Genomic DNA, 20265 nt, shown 5'->3' with positions numbered 1-20265 from the left:
GACGACGAATGTCGAACTTGACGCGCACCAGCGCGCTCACGCGGAGCGTGCTCGCCGCCATTAGCGGCAAAAAGGGCTCCCGGCTGGAAGAAGAACGGCCGGAAGAACTTGAAGAAGAAGAAACTGCAGAAGGCACTGAGGATGAAACCTCTGCCGAAGACGACGTGACGGACCCCGAGGCTGAGACCGAGGAAGAAGACACCTCTGCCGAAACCGACGAGGACGAGACGGACGAAGGCAAGACCACTTCTGCCAGTGCCATCCGTCGCGCCGAGCAGGGGCGGATTCGCTCGATCCTTACGCACCCGAAAGCCGAGAGCAATCCCGGCTTGGCGAACGAATTGGCCTTCGGATCGAAGTTCTACACGGCCAGGGAAGCCGGCGCCCTCCTGGCATCGGCTGGCGGCGGCGGTTCCAGCCTCGGCGCCCGCATGAAGGGCAAGACCCCGAAACTCGGCGCGGGTACTCCGGGTGGCGGCAAGTCCTCCGAGCGCCAGGCCGTGATCGCCGGCATCGGCAACACCATCAAGGCCATCCACGGCCGTAACCGCAAGGGAGCCTGATTCAATGGCTGAAGCAACCTTCGCCCCGAACGATCTGCTCGTCTCCGACGTGCCGGTCGTTACCCGCAATATCACGATCGCCAGCGGCCAGAACTTGAAGCGCGGCGCCGTGATCGGCAACATCACCGCTTCGGACAAGTACATCTTGTCCGCCTCGGCCGCAGCCGACGGCTCGCAGACGCCGGGCCTCGTGCTCGCGATCGACTGCGACGCATCCGCCGGTGATGTCGTAGCACCCGCCTATGCGGGCGCCGGCCTCGATGCATCGAAACTCATCCTTGGCGCTGGTCACACAACCGCGACCGTAGAAGCCGCTTTCCGCAAGGCAAGCGCGCCGCTCTACGTCCGCACGCTGAAGTGACGGCAAAGACCTGAAAGGTTCCTCACACATGGATATGCTTCTCAACACTGCAGAACTCATTCAGGTTCTGCCGCCTCGCGACCGGCCAGAGGCCTTCCTGCGCGACCGTTACTTCTCGACGACCGTTCTTTCCGACATGGAAGAGATCGTTTTTGATAAGATTCTGCCCGATCGCGAACTCGCTCCGTTCGTGCATCCGGACGTTCCCGGCAAGGACTCCTCCAACCGCGGCTTCAAGGCGACCAGCTTTACGCCCGCCTATGTGAAGCCGCAGAACACGCTACGTCCGCGCGGCAACATGATCCGCATCCCGGGCGAGCCGATCGGCGGCCGTGACACACCGGCGTCGCGCTATGCATACAACCTCGCGACGATCATCGACGACCAGGATCAGCGCATCACCCGACGCGAAGAGTTCATGTGCTCGCAGGCACTGCGCACCGGTCAGGTCGTCGTTCAGGGCGAGGACTACCCGACACAGACGATTGCCTACGGTCGCGATGCGGCGCTTACGATCGCGCTCGCGGGAGCGGCCCGCTGGGGTGAGGCCGGTGTGGATCCGATGGACGACGTTGAAAAGTGGGCTCAGTTGCTGGGTGACACCGGCGGCTTTAACGCCCGGGAAGTCCTGCTTGGCCCGGGCGCCGCAGGTCTCCTGAAAAAGTCGCCTCGCTTCCAGGAGATGCTGGATAACCGGCGCCAGGACGGCGGCATCATGCAGCTTGGTCCTGTCTCGACCGGCGCGGAGAACAAGTACTACACCGTTCTCGGCACGATCGGCGAACTGACCTTCATCCAGTATTCGCAGCCCTACACGGTTGGCGGGGCGAAGCAGAACTTCTGGCCTTCGTTCGGCGTCGGTATCTTCGATCCCTTCGGCTTCCTGGGGCACTTCGCCTACGGCGCTATTCTGGACAACGACGCTCTGATCTCCCTCGAACGCTTCCCGGACATGTGGAAGGAGAAGAACCCGTCGCGCACGATCGTGCAGACGCAGTCGGCCCCGCTGCCGATCATGCCGGAGCCCGACGCCAGCCTCTTCGCGCTGGTCCGCTGATCCATCCCTGAAAACCACTGCATCCGCATCATCTCCGCCGTTGTCGTGGCGGCGGAGCATGACGGAATTTGGAGGCTCCGATGAGCAAAAGGACAGAGAAGTTCAACGTCACCGTCACCCTCGGCAAGAAGGTCTATAAGCCCGGTGAGCCGGTGCCCGTAGGTGCCAGCGGCGGCTTGTCCGACGACGAGGTGAAGAACCTGCGCACCAACTTCGGCGACTACAACGGTGGCCCCGATGCATCCGAAGGTCCGATCCCCAGCAGCGCGGATCTGGCGAGGATCCGCGACGAGTTCGCGAAGCTTACCAGCGAGCGCGACGAACTGCAGGGCGACGTCGACCGCCTCACGGCCGAGCGCGACACTGCCTTCGAAAACAGCAAGGCGCTGTCGAAGAAGAACGATGAACTCGAAGCTGAAAACGACGCGTTCAGCAAGGATAACCAGGTGCTGGCCGATCAGGTGAAGGCTCTGCAGGGTCAGGTCAAGACCCTTGAGGCCAACATCGAAAAGCTGACCGTGAGATGATCCGGCGCCCCGAAATCTTCGCCCGCATGGGGTCGAAGTTCGCAAAGGCCTTCGGCAACGTCGATGCTGTGTTCACCATCGCCGGCGTCGTCAGTCCGAAGGCTGTTCGGGGCATCCTCCGCGTCTGGCGCGACGTCGAGCTTATGGAAGAGGTCGACCAGGCGGTCGAGGGAACGACACATTTGCTCGCCGTTGCCGCGACCGATGTGCCCGGACTCGAAAGCAGGCGCGACACGGTCGCGATCGACGGCGTGACCTATCCCATCATCAACGTGAGCGACGACGCCCGGGCCATGCTCAAGCTCTCGCTTTCAGGAGACATCTGACATGAAACAGGAACAGGACGCGCCGGCGGCCGCGAAGGTCGATCCGGTCGAAGAGATCTGCCAGGCGCTCTTCGCCACCGAGGAAGGCGCGAAGAAGGAAGCGGCTCGCAAGGCCGTCGGCGGCATGACGCAGCGACCGTGGCAGCAGTTGCCGTCGCGCCTGCGCTCGGCGATCCGCTCGGACGTCGGTCACCTTGCAGACCAGAAGAAGACGCGCGAGCAGATCGTGGCGCTCGGTTACTCTACCGAGATCCTCGGTCAGGCGCTCCGCGATCTTGGCAAGAAGATCGCCTGACATGGCACACTTGCGCACCCAGATCTTCGACGCGGTGAAGGCGCGGCTGGTCACCATCGCGCGCTTCTCCGGTCCCGACAAAGTAACCCGAGGACGCAAGGGCGCGATCCGTCAGGAAAGTTTGCCGGCTTTGACGCCGACATGGTCCGATAGCAACGAAATCGCCACCATGCGGCCGTTCTCCGGGCCGAACGGCGAGGATGGCTATGATCGCCACTTGCCGCTGTCGATCGTGGTTCACCTTCGTGACGATGATCCGGAGCTTGAGTTCGACGAGATCTGTGTCGAAGTGGAAAGCGTCATGGGCGCTGCCATCGAACTCGATGGCCTCGTGGTTGAGGTCACACTCGAGTCCGAGCGCCACTACGTGAATTCTCAGACCGGTCTGTCTATCGGCGCCGGTTCAATCAATTACCGGGTCGCCTACAAAACCCTTGCGGCCGATCCGCAGCAAGTCGCGCTCTAGCGCTCCCAATCCCAACAATAGAGGATCTTGCCATGGCTCTCGGCCGTCAGCTTACCCTTGCTCGCTCTGCGCTTGCGGGCGCGTTCACTCTCGCCTGCATCACCGAACAGCGATCCCTCGAAATCAACAACGAGGAGATCGATATCACCAAGCCAAACTGCACGGATCCGGGGGAAAAACTCACCCTCGCGCTGATGTACGGCATCCAGTCCATCCGATTCAGCGGACAGGGCGCTTTCGTCAGCAGCGCCGTCATGAAGGAAGTTGCGGCGGATGCCATCAACCAGGTCATCAGGGAATACCAGGTGACCGTGCCGGGCGTTGGCACCTTCGAGGGCGACATGCTCATTTCGATCACCTTCTCCGGTGACAAGACGAATGAGCTGCAGATGGACATTCGCTGCGCGATGACCGGCGTCATCACCTTCGTAGCGGCCGTGTGACGGAGGCGACAGTGGAAACAGAAGCCAACCCCATCCGCGGAGAGGCGCCGGTCAAGATCGGCGCCATCGATTTCCGCATCGCCGTCACCTTCTCCGGTCTTGCCCGGCTCTCGCAGGCGATCGGCGCCAGGACGATTGATGAGGTCTACGCGCGGCTGCTGGGTTTCGAGCCGAAGGCCGTTGCCTGCGCTGTCCGCGCGTTGATTGTCGTCGACGACGCGGACCAGCTCGACACGCTGGTCGCCAAAATCCTCGCCGATGACAACATCTCGCTCGCCGACCAGGCGAACTGGCGCGAGGCGGCGGAAACGGCACTCGCTGGCCATGTTGCGTCGGGCAAAATCCGGCGCGACGAGCGGACGGCCAACGACATCGCGGCGGATGCTCTGCTGGGAAAGCCCGTCAGCCCCTCCTGATTTCTGACCATCTCAAGACGGCGTTTCGTGTCGCCACCTCTCCGAAGCTTCTCGGCTGGTCGCCGGAAGTCTTCTGGAAGGCGACGGCCGTCGAATTCGAGATGGCATTGGAGGGGCTTTCCGGAAAGCTCAGCGGCGCGCCATTTGTTTCTCGCGAGGAAGTACGCCGCGCCGCCGCGGCTTACGGGGTGCGGCCCTCGCTCAAAACCAATCCGAAGGCAAAGACACTAGGCGGGAGCTAGCCTCTGCGAGCTGCGTCAGTATTCAGGAGCGCCGGTTAAAGAATAAAGGGTCTGACTGTAGGGAAGCCTCAGTATGATCTTGCCTTCGTTAGCCACCTTCGCTGCGGTCATGCCGCGGCATAGCAGGTTTGGTTGACCTTGCCGGGCGCAGAATGCGTCCGGACTGTCGATGAGATTCAGTCCCCGAATGTTAACGACGATGGCGGTCACACCCTCGGGTATCGCCCCGATCGGCTGAATGACAAAGATTCGAACGCCGCCGACCCAGACCGTCAAAATAACTGCAAGCGCGACGGCGAGTGCCGCCAACCACCTTATGTTTTGGTCACCCGCTCTCGCCATCGAACATCCTCCAGTTAGCAAACCCTATCCTTTGTGAGGTCTACTATGAGTCGTCCAGACATCCCGGTTACAATTTCGGGTGACTCCAAGGGTTTTGAGGCTTCGCTAGCACGCATTAGAGCTATGACAAAATCTACGGCGCTCGATGTCGTAGCTTCGATCGGCCGTATCAGAAGCCTGGCAGGTGGCGTCGCGGGCATCGCGGCAGGGGTTATCTCTGCCTCGACGGTTGCCGTCATTCGGGATGCGGCCAGTGCAATAGCTTCCATCGGCGACGAGGCGCGGCGTGCAGGCCTCGACGTGAAGTCGTTTCAGGAACTGAAGTATGTCGCCGAGCAGAACCGCATCGGCGTCGATGCTCTGACCGACGGCATCAAGGAACTCAACCTTCGCGCCGATGAATTCATCCTCACGGGCAGCGGTTCGGCGGCTGAAGCGTTTAAGCGTCTGGGGCTAAATGCCGACGATCTTAAGAAAAAGCTCAAGGACCCATCGGCCCTGTTTACCGAGATTATCGGGAAGCTGCAGCAGTTCGATAAGGCGGCGCAGATCCGCATTCTCGATGAAGTATTCGGTGGTACCGGCGGCGAGCAGTTCGTTCAGCTTATTGAAGCGGGTGAAGCTGGCATTCGCGATACGATCAAGGCGGCCAATGACCTCGGTATCGTGTTGGACGAAAAGATGGTCCAGCAGGCGGCTGAGATCGACCGCAAGCTCAACGCTATAGCGACGACTGTGGGCACCAACTTGAAAGCTGCCATCGTGTCAGTCGTTAGCAGCATGGGTCAGTTCATCGACAGCTTCAATGATATCCAGAACCAGCAGACGAATACGCTTGCTGCCCGCCAGACCGAGCTGCTGGGACGACGCAACGATATTGCCCAACAGATTCGCGAGGCGAAAGAAACGCGGGAAGCGATGGGAGCCTACGGTGCCAAGGGTATGCTCGATGAGCAAATTACCCAGTTGGAAGCCTACCTCGATCAGATCGGGGAAGAAGAAGATCGCGTGATCGCGATCCTCAGCGACCGAAATTCTCCAAAACCCGCGCCGAGCGTGAAATGGACGCCACCCGTTATCACACCAGATGATGACAAAAAGGGGCGTGGCAGCGGCGGACGCTCCAAGGCGGAGCGCGCCGCCGAAAAGGAAAAGAAGGCGATCGACGACGTCATCCAGTCATTGCGCGACGAGCTCGCGGTGATGGGGCTGACGGACATCGAGCGCGAGCGCACAATCGCGCTGCGCGAAGCCGGCGTTACCTACGCCTCGAAAGAGGGGCAGGAAATCTCCAAGCTGATCGACAAGAAGTATCAGCAGATGGCGGCCGAGGAACAGCTGATCGACAGCCAGGAGCGGATGCGCGACGCGGCGCAGCGCATGGGTGACACGCTCGACGATCAGTTGATGCGGGCCATCGACGGCACCTTCGATCTTAAAGAGGCACTCGCAGCCGTGCTCACGGAAGTGGTCAACGTGAAAACGAATGGAAAGGGGCTCTTCGGCTCGCTGTTCGAAGCGTTGTCCGGTGGCTTTGGCGGTGGTAGCAAGGGGCTTTTCTCCTCAAGCTTCGTGCCGAACACGACCCTCGGCGATTTTCTAAAGGGCGGAGCGCGAGCAGGTGGCGGTGATGTGTCGCCGGGGCGCATCTACGAGATCAACGAATATGAAGACGAATTTTTTGCGCCGACCCAGCATGGCCGCATCATCGCGCCTTCGAAAATCCGCGACAATGGAAATGGGCAGGGCGGCGATAATCGCACGGTTATCCAGCTAGAACTGGGCGAGGACCTGGTTGCCAAGATCCTCGAACAGGCAAGCGGCCAGTCGGTTCAGTTGATCAGGCGCAACGAGGCGGCGCGGGCAAACATCCGCCAGAACGGCGGGGAATACTGATGCCGGATCTGATCTCGCTACCTGCCGTCATCTACGGCCCGTCGATCTCATTCGACCCGATCCGCACCCGTAGCACCTCGCGCATGCTCGGCCGGAAAACTGAGACGCTCTTTCGCGGAACGCCCTATTGGGTAGCGACCTATGCAGCGTCGAAGCTGACGACGGATGAGGTGTCGCTCTTCGATGCCTTCAATATGCTCGCCAGCGATGGCGGGGTATTCGCCGGTTACGACCCGCACAGGCCTCGGCCGATCGCTTACGCGGGCGCACCGCTCGCCGGGGTGAAGGCGGGCGGCGGTGCCTTTAACGGCGACGCGGTGCTTCAGTCGATCACGAACGCCAAGACGATCGTCGTCAACGGTTTGCCTGCTGGCTTCAAGCTGTCGTCTGGCGACTATGTCGAGATCCGTAAGTCGGCCTTGGTACGCTCGCTGCATCGCATCACCGCACCCGCGACGGCGAACGGCGCGGGCGTGGTCAGCCTGTCGATACGGTTCGCGCTCGACACCCAGACCTTTGCCGCGGGCAATACGGTCCATTTCGAGAAGTCGGCCTGCATCATGGAGATGGACGAGGGCAGCTTCAGCTTGCCGAAGTCCTGGCCGGTTTCCAATGTCCAGTTTACAGCAACGGAGCTGTTCTTCTCATGAGCGTGCTTTCTCCTGAAGTCGAGGCGATCGTCGAAAGCGGAGAGTTCGCGGGGCTTGATCTCATCCGGTTCGATCTGCCGGGCAAGACTGTCGGCTATCATCGCGGCGGGCGGCCCTTCACCTATAACGGCCTGAAGTACCTGCCGAACCGATTCCTGCAGGGCGGCGACATCAATAGCGCCGTCGGCGTAGCGGTGACGACGCGGACGATCGTGTTTTCGAATATCCCGGTCGACGACCCTGATGACGCGGTCGCCAAGATCGAGCAGTACGATTACCCGAACTCGCCGGTCATCATCACCCATCTTGCCGGCGTGCCTGACACCAACGAGGTCGTTGGCATCCTCGTTTCGAACATCTACGAGATCGACCGCGTCAGCTTTAATGATGACGCGCTCGATGCCAATGGCTCCGGCATGCTGACCCTGACGATCGAGCTTCAGCCGCCCGGCCGCTCCGCCCGGGGGCAAACGCTGATCAAACGCAGCACCGCCGAGCAGCAGTTCGATAACGACGAGACCGATACCGGCCTCGAATACGTCGCGACGATCGGCACGGTTCCCGAGGAATGGGGACAGGTTTCGAGGTAGGCCATGCTTGCAATCAGTGCGAGCGTCGTCGATAGATTTGTCAGCCGTCAGGAGAGTTGCATGCCCTTCCAGCCTGAGATTGCAAACTTGCCGCTCGCCACAGTCCTGTTTCTGGCGGCGGGATACAGTGCGTATTTCATCGCGAACACCGGCATTCGCGACCATCACAAAAGTGTCGATGTCGCGTTTTCGAGTGCGGTTTTCGGTTTCTTTGGCTTGTTCTTTCACCAATGGTTGGTCGCGCGCGGCACGAACATCGCGGTGTCAACGCTTTTGCCTTATGTGGCGACGTGCGTCATCGGCATCCTCTGGAGGCTGATCGGCCGGAGTTTGCTCAAGCTTCTGCTCAGGGGAATGCATGTAAGCTACGCAGACGAGTTACCGAGTGCCTGGGTCTCGATGTTCAATGTGACCGGGTTCGACGGGACGCAATTGGCCGTTCAGCTCAAGAACGGGACGTGGCTTGAGTGCGATGATCTTCATCGATTTACTCGTGCCCCGAACGGCCCCTGCGTTTTGGGTACAAACGGCGACGTCCTGATGTATGTAACCCACTTCCGGCCAGTTGGTGAAGACAGACGCGAGAACGCGGCCGTCCAGTTTGGTGCATGGGGTGATGAAATAACCTTCATCCCCAGCTCGGAAATCGCACGAATTGATTTTCGGCGAAGAAAAATTACTTCCCCGGCGGCTTAGGTGCCGGAGTTTCGTTCGTCGTCGGAGTGTAGTTGCCGCCGACGTCAGGATTCTTAATGTCGGTCGTTCGAGGGGTGTAGCTTTTCTCTTCGTAACGCTTGTCGGTCATTGCCCATCTCCTGGCAGTTTCACAAACCATTCGCCTGGCAACACAGCCGTTGACCTCTTTGTTGCTGGCCGAGGCAATGGATCAGACAGACAACCAAAAGTCGAGTCTTTCACAATGGATCGCTTCCGTATCGGATCAGCCACGCTGGAGCGTGAGCTGTCGACCCCCTATGCCTATGGCCCGGCCGATTGCTTTCACCTCGGCTGCGCCATGGCGGATGCCCTGCATGGCACCTCGCTCGTCGAGAAGTACCGCGGCGCCTATCGCACCTTGAAGGGAGCGCACATCGCGCTCCGCCGGCGCGGCTTTTCGAACCTGGTTGATTTCTGGTCGGCCGAGCTGGGACAGGAGCCGGACGGAGCCGCCTCGGCACGCTATTTCGACCTGGTCATCCTTCGTCTCGCCGACGGCGCCGAGCATGTCGGGGTCTGCCTTGGCAACCGCTTCACCACCAAAACCGAGAGGGGCCGTAGCGACCACGGCCTTTCCGATGTCATTGCGACCTTCCATCTCGGGTAATTCTCCACCATGGCTATTTTTTCCGGTCTGGGCGCGCTGATCTCCGGCGCGCTCTTCGGCGGCTCGTTGCTCGCTGCCAAGCTCATCGGGGGTGCGCTGGCGTTCGGTGCACAGATCGGGCTGGGCAAGCTCACCAACAAGCAGAAGAAGCAGAAGTTCACCGCCGTCCAGGGCGAAGTGCAGATGGGCGGCGATGTGCCCGTCGACGCGCTGCTCGGTACCGGCAAGACGAAAGGCCAGCGCGCTTACTACGGGAAGGCGGGCAAGGGCAATAAGGTCAACTTCGACGTTTTCATCTTGGCGAACGGTTGGTGCGACGGCCTCGAAAACTACGTCTATTTCTACGGCGAGAAAAAGAACCTGGTGGTGCGGCCGTTGATCGGCGGCGAGGTCTCCCACTTCGGTGTCGACGGCTTCGGTGATCTCATCTCGATCCGCTTCTATGACGGTCGGCCGGGCCAGCCTGTCGATCAGAAGCTCGTCAACGACACGGCCGGCCTCGGCAAGATCTGGAAGGCGACCAGCCGCCTCAGCGGGCTGGCCTATGTCGTTGTCGAGCGCAAGTTCGATAGCTCGAAGTTCGACAAGGGGCGTCCGGAGTTCGAGTGGGTGCTGCGCGGTCTGCGTGAGTACGACCCGACGAAGGACTCGACGGTGGCCGGCGGCAATGGCCCGCAGCGGCTCAACGATCCCTCGACCTGGACGCACACGCTGAACCCTGCGATCCATCGGCTCAACTATCAGCTCGGTCTCAGGGGCTTGCGCTCGGGCCGCACGCTGATCGGCGAAGGCAAGTCGCTCGGCCAGTTGGACCTGTCGTCCTATTTTGTCGCGATCAACTATTGCCGGACGCTCCGCAAGGGAAAGCCGATCTATCAGTGCTCGCTCTGGGTCAACTCCGAGACCGATCACACTGAGGCGCTGTCGGCCTTTGACGATGCCATGGCCGGCTACGGGCTGAACCGCCGCGGCCTTTCGGGCGTCGTCGTCGGCGCGCCGCAGATCCCGGTGCTTGATATCACCGATAAGGATATCCCGGCCGACCGACCGAAGCCCCGCCAGCCGCGCAAATCGGCCTTCGATCTCTTCAACCATCTGTCCGGCCAGTTCACCTCGCCGGAGGCGATGTGGAACCCGGAGAGCCTGAAGCCGATCGTCGTCAATGCCGACGTCGCCGCCGACAAGCGGCCGCGTCAGACCTCGATCGACTTTCTGCAGGTCTCCGATGCGGATATCGCGCAGTACCTGCTGAACGTCCGCTACCGCCAGAACCGCAAAGGCGGCACGGCAACGGTACCCGTCAGCCGGCGCGTCGGGCTGAAGGTGAAGGAAGGCGAGTGGGTCAGCTATCTCGGCAATGTCTGGATGATCTCCGAATGGCGCTGCGACGAAGATCTGCGCTTCACCTTCGTGCTGACCGAGGCCGGCGCCGACATCTATGATGACGGCGACATCGAGCCCGGCCCGATCGTCGTACCGCCCACGCCGCCGATCAACCCATCGCAGCTGTTCACGGTGCAGAACTTCGACGTTCACGCCGGCATGATCCAGGGCGGAAACGGCTTCGACGTGCCGGCGCTCGAATTCGTCTGGGACCCTCCGGACGATCCGACCATCACGGACGTGCTCTTTGTCTATCGCATCGACGGCGCTGCAGAAGAGTTCGCTGACCAGTGCGGCGAACCCGAGGTCGGTCGGTACCGAACCACGAAGAACGTCATCTCGGAGAAGGCGTATGTCGCGCGGGCGACCATCAAGACTAACCCGGACCGGCTGCGTACCTTCACGCCCTGGCGCACCACGTCGACGATCACCGGATCGCTGAACGTTCAAATCGGCCTCGGCCAGGTCCGCGACGACCTAAAGGACCGCTTCGAAGAGCTTCAAGGCGAGTTCAACGGCGTCTGGCAGCGCCTCGAGGAATTGACGACGGCCTTTTCGCTCGATGGTGCCGTCGGCGAAGTCAAGCGGCAGGAGTTGAAGGCAGCGGTCGGCGATGCCTTTGCTCAGATCGTCACGGAGGCGCGCGTGCGTGTGTCGCAGGACGAAGCGCTCGCACAGCTGATTACGGCCTTGACGGCGACGGTGGGCAGCAACCTTGCGAGGCTCATCGCTGAGGAGACGGCACGTGCCACACAAGACAGCGCCTTAGCCTCCAGCATCACAGGCGTCAGCGCCGACGTGAACAATCGCTTCGCCGGCGGGCTGGTGAAGTTTGAGGCGGCCGCTGATCAGTCAGGCGTCACCTCTCGCTTCTCGGTTATGCTGCGCGCAACCCTCAACGAAACCTTCAAAGACAGCGGCTTCTACATCGAGATCTACACGGAAGGTGGGGTGCTCAAATCCCGCTTCGCTGTGAAGGCCGATCAGTTCGTTGTCTGGAACGGGGGCAGCAATGCCTTCCTGCCCATCGTCATCGAGAACGGCGAGCTGAAGCTCAACATCGCAAACATCGGCTTGATCCGATCGGGCCGGCTCCTCTCGCAGAACGGCAAGATGGACATCAACCTCAACAACGGCACGATCGAAATCTACAGCTAAAGAAGGAAGATCCAGATGATATGCCTCGAAAGCAACACGAAAGGGCAGCCGCTCTATCTCAAGGCGGCGCACACGCGAGAAGGCCGCCCGAAGATCATTTTCTCGCGTGGGGACGATCACCTCGATCTTGAGGTGACGATTCTTGATGATGGAGCGTTAGCCCTGCGGGAGTACCGACGCGAATAGATTGTTTTGGCCGCAGTGCTGGCAGACCAGCGCGTCAATCACCATGAAGCTACTGGCCCGCACGTCGTAACCCTTAAGCATGATCTCCTCGCACGCTCCGCACTGGATATCGTAGCCCCCTGGCGCTGTGGGGAGCGATATAGCGGACGCATCGATATGGAGCGTGTTGTCGGTCGTCGGGGTGAGTTTCAGTTTCTTTCTCATAGTTTTCTCCGGTTGTGCTGTGGGCGGATAAAACCAGCCGAACAACCGAGAGTCGAGTCACCAAAAGGAATTCTGATATGAAGCGCAGGTCATTCCTCGCGGCGCTTTTTGTTGCGCCCGTCCTTCCCGCAGCGGCCACCGACCGGCGCATGGCCGTTCCAGTCGCGCTCGAAAATAGCGGTACTTTGGCCCTAAGCAATGCCGATGTCGGTCTGGTTCAGGCAGGAATTCTGCGCTCTAGGGATCAGAGGCTCGCGATCAACCTCAACAACGGCACGATCGAGATCTACAGCTGATGGTTCGCACAATGATTGGCGTCGACAGCAGCGGCGCCGGCTGCATCAAGATGATGAAGAGCGACGCCGACGATCCGCGCACCACGCCGGATAGTGAGCGTTGGAAGTTCCTCTACAACAGCAAGTTCTCGATCACGATGAATCTGGCCGACATGCAGCGGGTCAACCAGATTTCGAGACCGGGCCTCAATGACTCGGGGGTGACCTATTACTATCCGGCCGGCTCAAACAGTGGGAACTTCGTCTACGCGGAGTCATCGGGTGGTGGCTCAAGTCATTGGTGCTACAAGAAAGAGCACTTTCCGACGCTCCGCTATGACGTGCCGTTGTTCGACATCAAGGCGAAAAAGGGGGAAGGCAGCAACCGCTATAACCAGCAGATGGTCTTTTGGTTCGACAGTTACGACTATTACAACGGTCAAGGCGGCTTTTACGTTGCTGGCAACTATCAGCAGCTCGGCTGGGTAACCGGCACTAACAGCTCGTTCTTCAACAATATCTTTGGAGCATGGGCGTCCGGTATCATTATCCAGATTACCCGGTTCGATACGATCGACGGCTTCAATCGCTTCCTGTCGCGAGACCGGACGCTCGTCGTCTGGAACTTGCCGGGAAACAACGTGCCTGTCGACGAGGCGCCGGCGTTGGCACCGAACGGTAGCAAGACGATCAAGATCTCGTCGACCGAGTTCAAGGCGGCGAGGCCGGGATACCCGGTCGACACGGCGACGCCAGCACAGATTGCCTTCGATATCGGGGCCAAGCTGCCGGTGAAGGTCATTCGGTCGGGCGATATCGCGCTTCCGGCCGGGGTGAGCTACTTCGACGTTGGCTTTCAGATCCCTGAGATGGTCGCGCTCGATGTGCATTTCTACAACAGCGCCACCATCATGTATCCGTGCAATCCTCAGCTCAACAACTTCGGCGCCGAGTACTGGTTTGAGGGGACGCGGATCGGCTTCGACGCTTCGACGGGCATGCGCGCCCGCTTCATGCTCTACCTCGAAGACAATAGTCCGCCCACCAGCGGCAGCAACAAGGTGCTTCGGAAGTTCCACGACGGCGCGCAGGAGGTCACGCAGATCCTGCGACCAGGTGCTGCCGACCCGCCCGGTTGGGCGGATATCGTCGTCGATAGCCGATGGCCGCAGGTGCAGATCCTCGCGCAGGGCTGGATCGACACGGTCGGGGGCAATGGGGTGTTTTACGACGTTCCATTCGACGGAACTGGCATGTTTCCCATGGTCAAGTACATCACGACCCATGGGGCGGGCCGAGGCGGCAACGCTGCACCTGACGGGCTCAACCAGTTGCTCACGTCGTGGACCAATGTGTATCGGCTGCCGTTCGTAAAGCGGCTGAAATACACCGCGCCTGGCAACCAGTCGCATGCCGGCGAGAGCACCTATTGCGAGCTGACGCAGAACAACGCCCGCTTCTGGACCTTCGCCGGCAACGTCGGCGATTACTACAATCGCCGAGACAGCCCCGGAAGCTGGCGCACCAGCGGCGCCACGCCGCCCCTCGGCATCCGCTACTACATCTTCGGCATTCCAGCTTAGGAAGTTCCCCAACATGACCACTCCTTACACGACAGGGTCGATCACCCTGGCGAACGGCAGCGCCGTGGTTACTGGCGCCGGCACAGCCTGGCAAACGGCGCTGATCGCCGGCGGCACGATTTACGCCGAAGTGGCCGGCAACCCACTGCCAATCCTCACGATCGACAGCAACACGCAGATTACGGCGGCGATCAAGTGGAAGGGCGCCAGCGGCACCTATCCCTACGCGATCATGCGCGACACGGCCTACGGCCAGCAGACGGTCGCCAATGCCAATGCGCTGTCGACCTATCTGCAGCGTCTCGATAATGCCTCGCTGGCGGCGCTGGCGTCGATCGCTCCGACACTCTCCGCCGGCATGGTGCCGCGCGGGCTTAGCGGAAACACGATGGAGTGGTTCTTAGTAAGCGACTTCATCAAGTTTCTGTTGAATGACCCTGATGCGGCGACGGCACGCACAACATTGGGTGCGCAGGCGGCGCTGGGTTTCACACCGGTGCAGCAGGGAGGGGGCTACGGACAGGGGAGCAACAAGGTCTTTCTTGGCTGGACCAACAGCGCCTTGAAGGCGACGGTCGACAGCACCGACCTCGGCAAGGTTTGGACTGACAGCGCTGTCCTTTGGAATGCGGCGACCTCGGGCTACCACAAGTTCCCGAATGGTTTCATGTTGCAATGGGGCTACGATCCCACCGGTTCCGGCGACTTCCGAAAGATCTTCCCCGTCGCATTTCCGGCTACTTGCTTCACTGCCGTCGCGACTATGGCCTCCTCTGATCTGCCGGCAACAACGGCCGTGACGGTATCAACGAGCAACGTCGACAAGTTCGGCTTCGATATCAGGGCGCGAGCAGTAAATAACGGCGGAGCGGTCGGCGGCGCCGGCCAGGGCGCACTTTGGCTTGCAGTGGGGTACTAAACGATGACGAAGTTCGCAGTTTTTGAAGTTGGTTTTCCCGTCGGGTTCTATAGCGAGGATGTGCACGGCACCAAGGTGCGGCCAGTCTACGGCGAGCCGGACGCCGATACAGCCGAAGTCGAGATCATTGGCGAAGAGCCGAACCCGGATTGCGTGATCCCGCCTGAGGCTGTCGCAATCTCGGACGAGCATTGGATGGAGTTCCTGTCCAATCCCGGTCGACGTAAGTGGGAGGGCGGTGCTGTCGTTCCGTACGAACCGCCGGCGCCGCCAGTGACCCAAGCAGATTACTCCGCTGCTATTCAAGCACACCTCGACGCCAAGGCGCGGGAGCGGCAGTACGACGGTATCCATTCGGCCATCGGTTACCGCGACGACCCCAACCTGGACTTCGCAGCCGAGGCGGATGCGCTGTTTGCCTGGCGGTCGACCGTTTGGACCTTCTCTTCGGCCGAGCTGGCGAAGGTCATGTCAGGCGAACGCGTGCAGCCGACCGTGGCGGAGTTCATGGCGGAGCTGGAAGCGGCATGCTCGTTCGAGTGGCCGATGCAGCGGCCGGCGATGCTCGGTGGGCAATTGCCGCCCGAATGAAGCGTTAGATCGCTCGCGTCACCATCTGGGCCGCGACCGATACCAGCAAGGCCGCCAGTGCGACGGCCGTACCAAATCGCGCAAACTTCATGCGGCGCTCGCGCGCCATTCCAATCATAGCCCATCATGTTCCCCAGCCGGCATCATGCCGTGCGTGGATCTACGTTCGATGCTCGCCTCATTTCCGGCCAAGCCGGAGGTCCAACATCACACGGACCAGCCATCCTCTGACATCTGATGTCGCCCCGAATTCATCCGTATGTTCGATGGCGTATTCGAGTGTTTTTTCGGTGAGCGCGGTTGCCGCACGCTGTGAGGCGGTCAAGCTCCGCGCCCATGCCGTCAGCTCTGGCAGCAGATCCACGACCGTGCCAACGCCTCCCGATGGCGGTGAATGGTCGGGCGGGCGGCGAGCATCCTTAAGTCGGCGTTCCAGTTCCCAGGCGTCTCGTATGCCACTCATGAACAGACGAATCGCCTCGCGGGCCAGCCACTCGCCTTCGTCGCTTTGCCGTTGGAAGTCTCGCGCGTTCACGACCCTCTCAAAGACCGCGGAAATAACGATGAAGCCTTCGGGAAGAATGTATCCGGAATGCAGTCGATCAAACATAACCTCCTCCATTTAGGGCGAAAGTGCTGATGATCCATCAGTTGCTGGAGCCCGTTTCATGGTCCAGCGAACAGGCAAATATGCTCCGCGGAACGGCCTTTGACTAGCCCTTTCAAAGCGCCGCTGTCGGCTTCGGCCGGCGTTTTTATCTCACTAGAAGGAAAATCCGATGAACAGAACGACGTTCCTCGCGTATGCGAGGCGCGCGCCTTTTGGCGGCCGCCTTATGCAATCTCAGATCGACGGCATGAATGCGATCCTCGACGAGTGGGATCGGCGCCAGTCGACCGGCAAGGTGATCGACAATCGCCATCTCGCCTACATGCTGGCGACCGTCTTCCACGAGACCGGCGGCACGATGCAGCCGGTGACCGAGAACCTCAATTACTCGGCCGAGCGTCTTACGCAGGTCTGGCCGACCCGGTTCCCGACCCTCGCCAGTGCCAAGCCTTTCGCCCGTAACCCGCGCAAGCTGGCAAACAAGGTCTATGGCGGCCGGATGGGCAACACGGCGCCCGACGACGGCTGGCTCTATCGTGGCCGGGGCTTGCCGCAGATCACCGGCAAGGAGAACTATGACAAGTTCGGCCTCGCCAAAACGCCGGAGAAGGCGGCCGAGACGGCAACCGCCATCCGCATCCTCTTTGACGGCATGATCGGCGGCATGTTCACCGGCAGAAAGCTCGCGGACTATTTCAACCAGGCCGACAACGATCCGGTCGGCGCCCGCAAGATCGTCAACGGAACCGACAAGGCGAAGCTGATCGCCGGCTATTTCGGCAATTTCCTCGACGCGATCGAGGCGTCGCGAATGCCGGCCGAGCTGCCGGACGTGAAGCCGGAAGCGGCGAAGGCCGATGACATGCCGGCCGAGAGGAGTGGCACGGTGGTGACGACTGTTGGCGGCCTCTTCGGCGGCGCTGGCCTTTCGGCGGTGCTCGGCGTCAATAATCCCTATGCCTTCGGTATCGCTGCGCTCCTGATCGTTATCGGCTCGATCGCGGCTTTCATGTTCTTCACCGGTCGATGGTCGGTGAACCGCGCCGCGGCCCGCTGACATGTGGGCGCGCGTCATCGCCGGCGGGCTCGCACTCGCCGGTCTCATCTGGCTCGTTGTCGAGATCCGCGAGGACGGCGCCCGGTCGGTCACCACCAAGATTGAAAGGCAGAACAATGAAGCGGCGAGCAGCGCTCATTCCAAGCGCATTGATTACGATTCCTGCCTTGATGCTGGCGGGCTGTGGAACTTCGGCGCCGGCGAGTGTAACGGCCCTTAGAAGCATCGTCGGGACAGACCTGATCGGCGCGCGAGGGGCGACGCCCGAAGATCAGAAAAAGATAGACCGGACCGCCGTCGGCATCTGCGCCGCGGCGATCTGGACGAAGGCGGAATGCAAGCGACACGGGGAAAATCGCTGATATGCAGGAAAAGTACACGTCTCTTATCGAGCTGCTCAATGCCTGGTTCGGCGGCGCGGCGACCACCCTTATCGCAGTCTTCGCCGGTCGCCTCATGTGGCACACAAACGAGGTGCGAAAGATGCGACGGAAGTTTTTCGGGAAGGAACTGCTGTGGGAGATGCCGATCGCGGTCGGCATGGCCTTCATCGGCGAGGGGTTGGCGAACTGGCTGGCTCTCGGGCAACCGATGGCGACCGGCATGATCGCCGCGCTCGCCTACCTCGGGCCACGAGGGTCCGAGGTTCTGTTCATGCGTTGGTTCGGCGCGAAGGTGGAAAAGGGGTGAGGGGCCAGCCGGAGCAAAGGCTCCGGCGGGGTTCCTTACTGCACAACGCGACTGTACAGTTTCCCGTGATGTCGGAAGTGGTCAGGGCTGTTCCGCGGGCGTATCAGGCTCTCGATGTCGTGCTGCTTGCTTCCGCGTTCAATTAGTCCCGTCGCGATCTCCGTCTTGGCCACTATCCAATCCGGTGGGCTCGGCTTCTTCGGTGTCTGGCTCGCTGGCTTCACGTTCTGACTGCTCATCGTCCACGACCTCCAGGAACGAGTTGAGGTTAAATACGGTGGTCGGCTCATGGGGGACAAAGACGAAATCTTTGAGGTATTTTATCAACGCCCAAAGCTCCGGTTTTGGTGCCTCCACATCATGGAAAAGTTTTTCTGCTTCATTCTTGTCAATAATAAAGTCATGAGAAGGATATTGTTCCGTAAGGAACTTCACTGCTTCGAATGTAATGTTCTCGCTTTGAAGAGCGAGGCGGTTGCCGTATTCGATGGCTACCTGCAAATCCCGGTAGTCGCTGCCTAAAATGGAAGGCGATATCTGCTCGAAGATTGGAGACATCACCCTTGACGCCATGTCTCCTGCGACCTCCGAGGCAATCGGAAAGCTGATGTTGTCCGCGCTCCGCTGTTTGATAGAGAGCATGAAATGCTCATAAAGCGCGAAGGTTTCCGCCTTTAGCGCGTCAAAGGCAGAGTGGCTCAACAACCCCGACTTGCGGGCGCCAATTTCGTCGCGCTCGTAGAGTTGGACATCCAATGGGCCCAGTTCAGAAAAAGTGCTCATGATCAGTTCGTGCGCACCAATAGCGAGGAGCGTCCCTGCGCTCTTACACACACTTGGAATAAATATTATGAACCGGTCATACTGAGATTGGAAGAAGCGCGAAATTTTGTAAGCCGAATTTGCCAGACCGCCGTTTGTAGTCAAAATTACAAGTGCGTTAGGACGGCCGTCGCGTGAAAACGCTTCAACTACCTTCCCAAACCCCGCGTGATCAATGTTTCCGGAGTAAACATAAATGTCGGCGTCATAAGCGTCGGCAACGTCCCTGATAGCCTGCTCAAAACCGTCTTCAACTGTATCGATCAATCTGGCCCCCAACCATTGAGGGCTGCAGATTGATCACAATACACGCCTAAGTCAACGGGTCGCCTTCGGGCTGAGGACCGTCTGCGGCGACTAATTCCTGAATATCGCCATTCGTGGGCGTTTCAGCCTTGTCTTCGCCATCGGCCTCCTCTGGCGACAGTCCGGCGCTTTGGAGTTGCTGGTCCAAAAGTCTGGACAGCATTTCGTGGAGAGGGCCTAGGTCAGGTTCGCCCTTCGCCTCATACGCCGCATCAGCCAAACGGAGGGCCTCGACATACTCTTTGCGGTTCTGACGCAAAAGTTCAGGGAGGATGGTCTCTCCTGGGAGCCAACTTTCGGCCGATACGCATAGGACGAAGTACGCTGCTGCGCGCGCAGTTCTGCCGTTACCGTTGATGAATGGGTGAATATGATTGAGGCGCCAAAGGACAAAAGCGGCCATAACTACGGGATCGCTTGTCTGCCATCCGCGGTTCACCATGTTTACGAAGTCGTCCATCAGCGGCACGACCTGGTAATGTTCTGGCGGACGATAGTCGCCCACCTGAACCGGGCAAGGCCGGTACTCTCCGGCATGTGTGTGCAGACAGGCTATCGCGTGGAAATTCAGCGCCTTCATAATCTGCTGAGATAGGAAAGGCCTCCCCATTTCTAGGGAGGCCACCACCATCGATCTCAGAAAATCGTAATGTCGAATGCCGTTTTCGATTTCCAGCCGCTGATAGGCGGGATGCTGCTCGTTTCGCGTAATCTCGAACAGGATCACTTATGCGCTCTTGCGGCCTTGGAAGTTGGCAAGAACTTCCTTCACTTGCGCGCGCGTGACGTTGCTCTCGGCCGAAAGTGACCCGATCACGAACGATACGCGCTGCTGCTGTAGTTCTTCGAACGATAGCTTTTTAGATCCGGCGCGGCGCAGCGTGCGCAACAGCGTGTCTTTGGTCTTAAGGTTGCTCGTCATGGCTTTGCTCCTCAAGGATGTACGGTGCGTTGGGCTAACCCGTTGATTTCCGCCATCTTTT

Annotated in this window: 30 protein-coding genes; 23 read left to right on the top strand and 7 right to left on the bottom strand. The window is 60.1% G+C overall.

Features of this window, described 5'->3' with window-relative positions; translation table 11 throughout:
- The first annotated feature begins 8 nt into the window (after window positions 1–8).
- The 9 genes from FA04_RS13890 to FA04_RS13850 all read left to right on the top strand — a co-directional run bounded on the left by FA04_RS13890 (window position 9) and on the right by FA04_RS13850 (window position 4454).
- Window positions 9–563: a hypothetical protein gene (locus tag FA04_RS13890; protein WP_034797809.1), complete on the top strand. Its 555-nt coding sequence runs from the start codon at window positions 9–11 to the stop codon at window positions 561–563.
- A 4-nt stretch (window positions 564–567) separates the two neighbouring features.
- A complete protein-coding gene (locus tag FA04_RS13885; RefSeq protein WP_034797806.1) occupies window positions 568–924 on the top strand; it encodes a head decoration protein in 357 nt (118 codons plus the stop codon).
- 28 nt (window positions 925–952) lie between these two features.
- Window positions 953–1981 carry a major capsid protein gene (locus FA04_RS13880; protein ID WP_034797804.1) on the top strand — a complete coding sequence of 343 codons (1029 nt, stop codon included), beginning with the start codon at window positions 953–955 and terminating at the stop codon, window positions 1979–1981.
- Between the two features lie 80 nt (window positions 1982–2061).
- Window positions 2062–2508 carry a hypothetical protein gene (locus FA04_RS13875; RefSeq protein ID WP_034797802.1) on the top strand — a complete coding sequence of 149 codons (447 nt, stop codon included), beginning with the start codon at window positions 2062–2064 and terminating at the stop codon, window positions 2506–2508.
- Window positions 2505–2834, top strand: coding sequence for a head-tail joining protein (locus FA04_RS13870; protein WP_034797800.1), 330 nt, complete (start codon window positions 2505–2507; stop codon window positions 2832–2834). The genes FA04_RS13875 and FA04_RS13870 overlap by 4 nt, the downstream gene beginning before the upstream one ends.
- Window position 2835: 1 nt before the next feature.
- Window positions 2836–3129, top strand: a complete 294-nt coding sequence (locus FA04_RS13865) for a hypothetical protein (protein WP_034797798.1) — start codon at window positions 2836–2838, stop codon at window positions 3127–3129.
- A gap of 1 nt (window position 3130) precedes the next feature.
- Entirely contained in the window at window positions 3131–3595 is a 465-nt protein-coding gene (locus FA04_RS13860) for a hypothetical protein (RefSeq protein WP_034797796.1), read from the top strand.
- 32 nt (window positions 3596–3627) lie between these two features.
- Window positions 3628–4038 (top strand): phage tail tube protein, encoded by a 411-nt coding sequence (locus FA04_RS13855; RefSeq protein ID WP_034797794.1) that lies wholly within the window; start codon window positions 3628–3630, stop codon window positions 4036–4038.
- 11 nt (window positions 4039–4049) lie between these two features.
- The gene (locus FA04_RS13850; protein WP_034797791.1) at window positions 4050–4454 is read left to right on the top strand and encodes a hypothetical protein; all 405 of its coding nucleotides are present in this window, start codon (window positions 4050–4052) and stop codon (window positions 4452–4454) included.
- A gap of 257 nt (window positions 4455–4711) precedes the next feature.
- Here FA04_RS13850 and FA04_RS13845 read toward each other — a convergent pair whose 3' ends face one another.
- Window positions 4712–5038 carry a hypothetical protein gene (locus FA04_RS13845; protein ID WP_034797789.1) on the bottom strand — a complete coding sequence of 109 codons (327 nt, stop codon included), beginning with the start codon at window positions 5036–5038 and terminating at the stop codon, window positions 4712–4714.
- Window positions 5039–5083: 45 nt separating this feature from the next.
- On the opposite strand from FA04_RS13845, the gene FA04_RS13840 reads away from it, so the two are divergent.
- From FA04_RS13840 to FA04_RS13825, 4 genes are read left to right on the top strand one after another with little or no spacing between them, the layout of a single operon-like run.
- Window positions 5084–6934 carry a phage tail tape measure protein gene (locus tag FA04_RS13840; protein WP_034797787.1) on the top strand — a complete coding sequence of 617 codons (1851 nt, stop codon included), beginning with the start codon at window positions 5084–5086 and terminating at the stop codon, window positions 6932–6934.
- Entirely contained in the window at window positions 6934–7584 is a 651-nt protein-coding gene (locus FA04_RS13835) for a hypothetical protein (protein ID WP_034797785.1), read from the top strand. Before FA04_RS13840 ends, FA04_RS13835 begins: the two co-directional genes overlap by 1 nt.
- The gene (locus tag FA04_RS13830; RefSeq protein WP_034797782.1) at window positions 7581–8174 is read left to right on the top strand and encodes a DUF2163 domain-containing protein; all 594 of its coding nucleotides are present in this window, start codon (window positions 7581–7583) and stop codon (window positions 8172–8174) included. Before FA04_RS13835 ends, FA04_RS13830 begins: the two co-directional genes overlap by 4 nt.
- A 60-nt stretch (window positions 8175–8234) precedes the next feature.
- Window positions 8235–8870: a hypothetical protein gene (locus tag FA04_RS13825; RefSeq protein ID WP_051659386.1), complete on the top strand. Its 636-nt coding sequence runs from the start codon at window positions 8235–8237 to the stop codon at window positions 8868–8870.
- On the opposite strand, the gene FA04_RS36395 is transcribed toward FA04_RS13825, so the two are convergent.
- Window positions 8851–8979 carry a hypothetical protein gene (locus FA04_RS36395; RefSeq protein WP_257785169.1) on the bottom strand — a complete coding sequence of 43 codons (129 nt, stop codon included), beginning with the start codon at window positions 8977–8979 and terminating at the stop codon, window positions 8851–8853. The genes FA04_RS13825 and FA04_RS36395 overlap by 20 nt on opposite strands.
- 114 nt (window positions 8980–9093) lie before the next feature.
- Here FA04_RS36395 and FA04_RS13820 point away from each other — a divergent pair, with 114 nt between their 5' ends.
- Window positions 9094–9498, top strand: a complete 405-nt coding sequence (locus FA04_RS13820) for a DUF6950 family protein (RefSeq protein WP_034797780.1) — start codon at window positions 9094–9096, stop codon at window positions 9496–9498.
- 9 nt (window positions 9499–9507) lie between these two features.
- On the top strand, window positions 9508–12039 hold the full coding sequence (locus FA04_RS13815; RefSeq protein ID WP_034797778.1) for a phage tail tip fiber protein: 2532 nt from the start codon (window positions 9508–9510) through the stop codon (window positions 12037–12039).
- 156 nt (window positions 12040–12195) lie between these two features.
- Here FA04_RS13815 and FA04_RS13810 read toward each other — a convergent pair whose 3' ends face one another.
- The gene (locus tag FA04_RS13810) at window positions 12196–12429 is read right to left on the bottom strand and encodes a hypothetical protein (protein WP_034797776.1); all 234 of its coding nucleotides are present in this window, start codon (window positions 12427–12429) and stop codon (window positions 12196–12198) included.
- Between the two features lie 77 nt (window positions 12430–12506).
- Between FA04_RS13810 and FA04_RS13805 the strand changes: the two genes are divergently transcribed.
- The 4 genes from FA04_RS13805 (at window position 12507) to FA04_RS13790 (ending at window position 15797) form a co-directional block, all read left to right on the top strand.
- On the top strand, window positions 12507–12725 hold the full coding sequence (locus FA04_RS13805) for a hypothetical protein (protein WP_034797775.1): 219 nt from the start codon (window positions 12507–12509) through the stop codon (window positions 12723–12725).
- Window positions 12725–14287 carry a hypothetical protein gene (locus FA04_RS13800; RefSeq protein ID WP_034797773.1) on the top strand — a complete coding sequence of 521 codons (1563 nt, stop codon included), beginning with the start codon at window positions 12725–12727 and terminating at the stop codon, window positions 14285–14287. Before FA04_RS13805 ends, FA04_RS13800 begins: the two co-directional genes overlap by 1 nt.
- A 13-nt stretch (window positions 14288–14300) precedes the next feature.
- Entirely contained in the window at window positions 14301–15206 is a 906-nt protein-coding gene (locus FA04_RS13795) for a gp53-like domain-containing protein (RefSeq protein WP_051659385.1), read from the top strand.
- 204 nt (window positions 15207–15410) lie between these two features.
- Window positions 15411–15797, top strand: coding sequence for a hypothetical protein (locus FA04_RS13790; protein ID WP_418235968.1), 387 nt, complete (start codon window positions 15411–15413; stop codon window positions 15795–15797).
- A gap of 178 nt (window positions 15798–15975) precedes the next feature.
- Here FA04_RS13790 and FA04_RS13785 read toward each other — a convergent pair whose 3' ends face one another.
- Complete coding sequence (locus FA04_RS13785; RefSeq protein ID WP_051659384.1) at window positions 15976–16407, bottom strand: hypothetical protein; 432 nt, start codon at window positions 16405–16407, stop codon at window positions 15976–15978.
- Window positions 16408–16576: 169 nt separating this feature from the next.
- On the opposite strand from FA04_RS13785, the gene FA04_RS13780 reads away from it, so the two are divergent.
- Genes FA04_RS13780 through FA04_RS13770 form a run of 4 tightly spaced genes read left to right on the top strand, consistent with a single transcriptional unit; the run spans window position 16577 to window position 18154 of the window.
- Window positions 16577–17464, top strand: a complete 888-nt coding sequence (locus FA04_RS13780; RefSeq protein WP_034797770.1) for a chitinase — start codon at window positions 16577–16579, stop codon at window positions 17462–17464.
- A gap of 1 nt (window position 17465) precedes the next feature.
- Entirely contained in the window at window positions 17466–17684 is a 219-nt protein-coding gene (locus FA04_RS13775) for a hypothetical protein (RefSeq protein WP_034797768.1), read from the top strand.
- Window positions 17581–17826, top strand: a complete 246-nt coding sequence (locus tag FA04_RS35885) for a hypothetical protein (RefSeq protein ID WP_034797766.1) — start codon at window positions 17581–17583, stop codon at window positions 17824–17826. The genes FA04_RS13775 and FA04_RS35885 overlap by 104 nt, the downstream gene beginning before the upstream one ends.
- 1 nt (window position 17827) lies before the next feature.
- Window positions 17828–18154 carry a phage holin family protein gene (locus FA04_RS13770; protein WP_034797764.1) on the top strand — a complete coding sequence of 109 codons (327 nt, stop codon included), beginning with the start codon at window positions 17828–17830 and terminating at the stop codon, window positions 18152–18154.
- A gap of 138 nt (window positions 18155–18292) precedes the next feature.
- Here FA04_RS13770 and FA04_RS13765 read toward each other — a convergent pair whose 3' ends face one another.
- From FA04_RS13765 to FA04_RS13755, 3 genes are read right to left on the bottom strand one after another with little or no spacing between them, the layout of a single operon-like run.
- Window positions 18293–19243 (bottom strand): S49 family peptidase domain-containing protein, encoded by a 951-nt coding sequence (locus tag FA04_RS13765; protein WP_167550697.1) that lies wholly within the window; start codon window positions 19241–19243, stop codon window positions 18293–18295.
- 46 nt (window positions 19244–19289) lie between these two features.
- Complete coding sequence (locus FA04_RS13760) at window positions 19290–20009, bottom strand: Fic family protein (RefSeq protein ID WP_051659383.1); 720 nt, start codon at window positions 20007–20009, stop codon at window positions 19290–19292.
- The gene (locus FA04_RS13755; protein ID WP_034797760.1) at window positions 20010–20204 is read right to left on the bottom strand and encodes a hypothetical protein; all 195 of its coding nucleotides are present in this window, start codon (window positions 20202–20204) and stop codon (window positions 20010–20012) included. It abuts the gene before it with no gap.
- Between the last annotated feature and the right edge of the window lie 61 nt (window positions 20205–20265).

It is taken from the genome of Ensifer adhaerens, from assembly GCF_000697965.2.
Classification (GTDB): Bacteria; Pseudomonadota; Alphaproteobacteria; order Rhizobiales; family Rhizobiaceae; genus Ensifer; species Ensifer adhaerens.
This window is presented reverse-complemented; position numbering and strand designations above follow the sequence as displayed.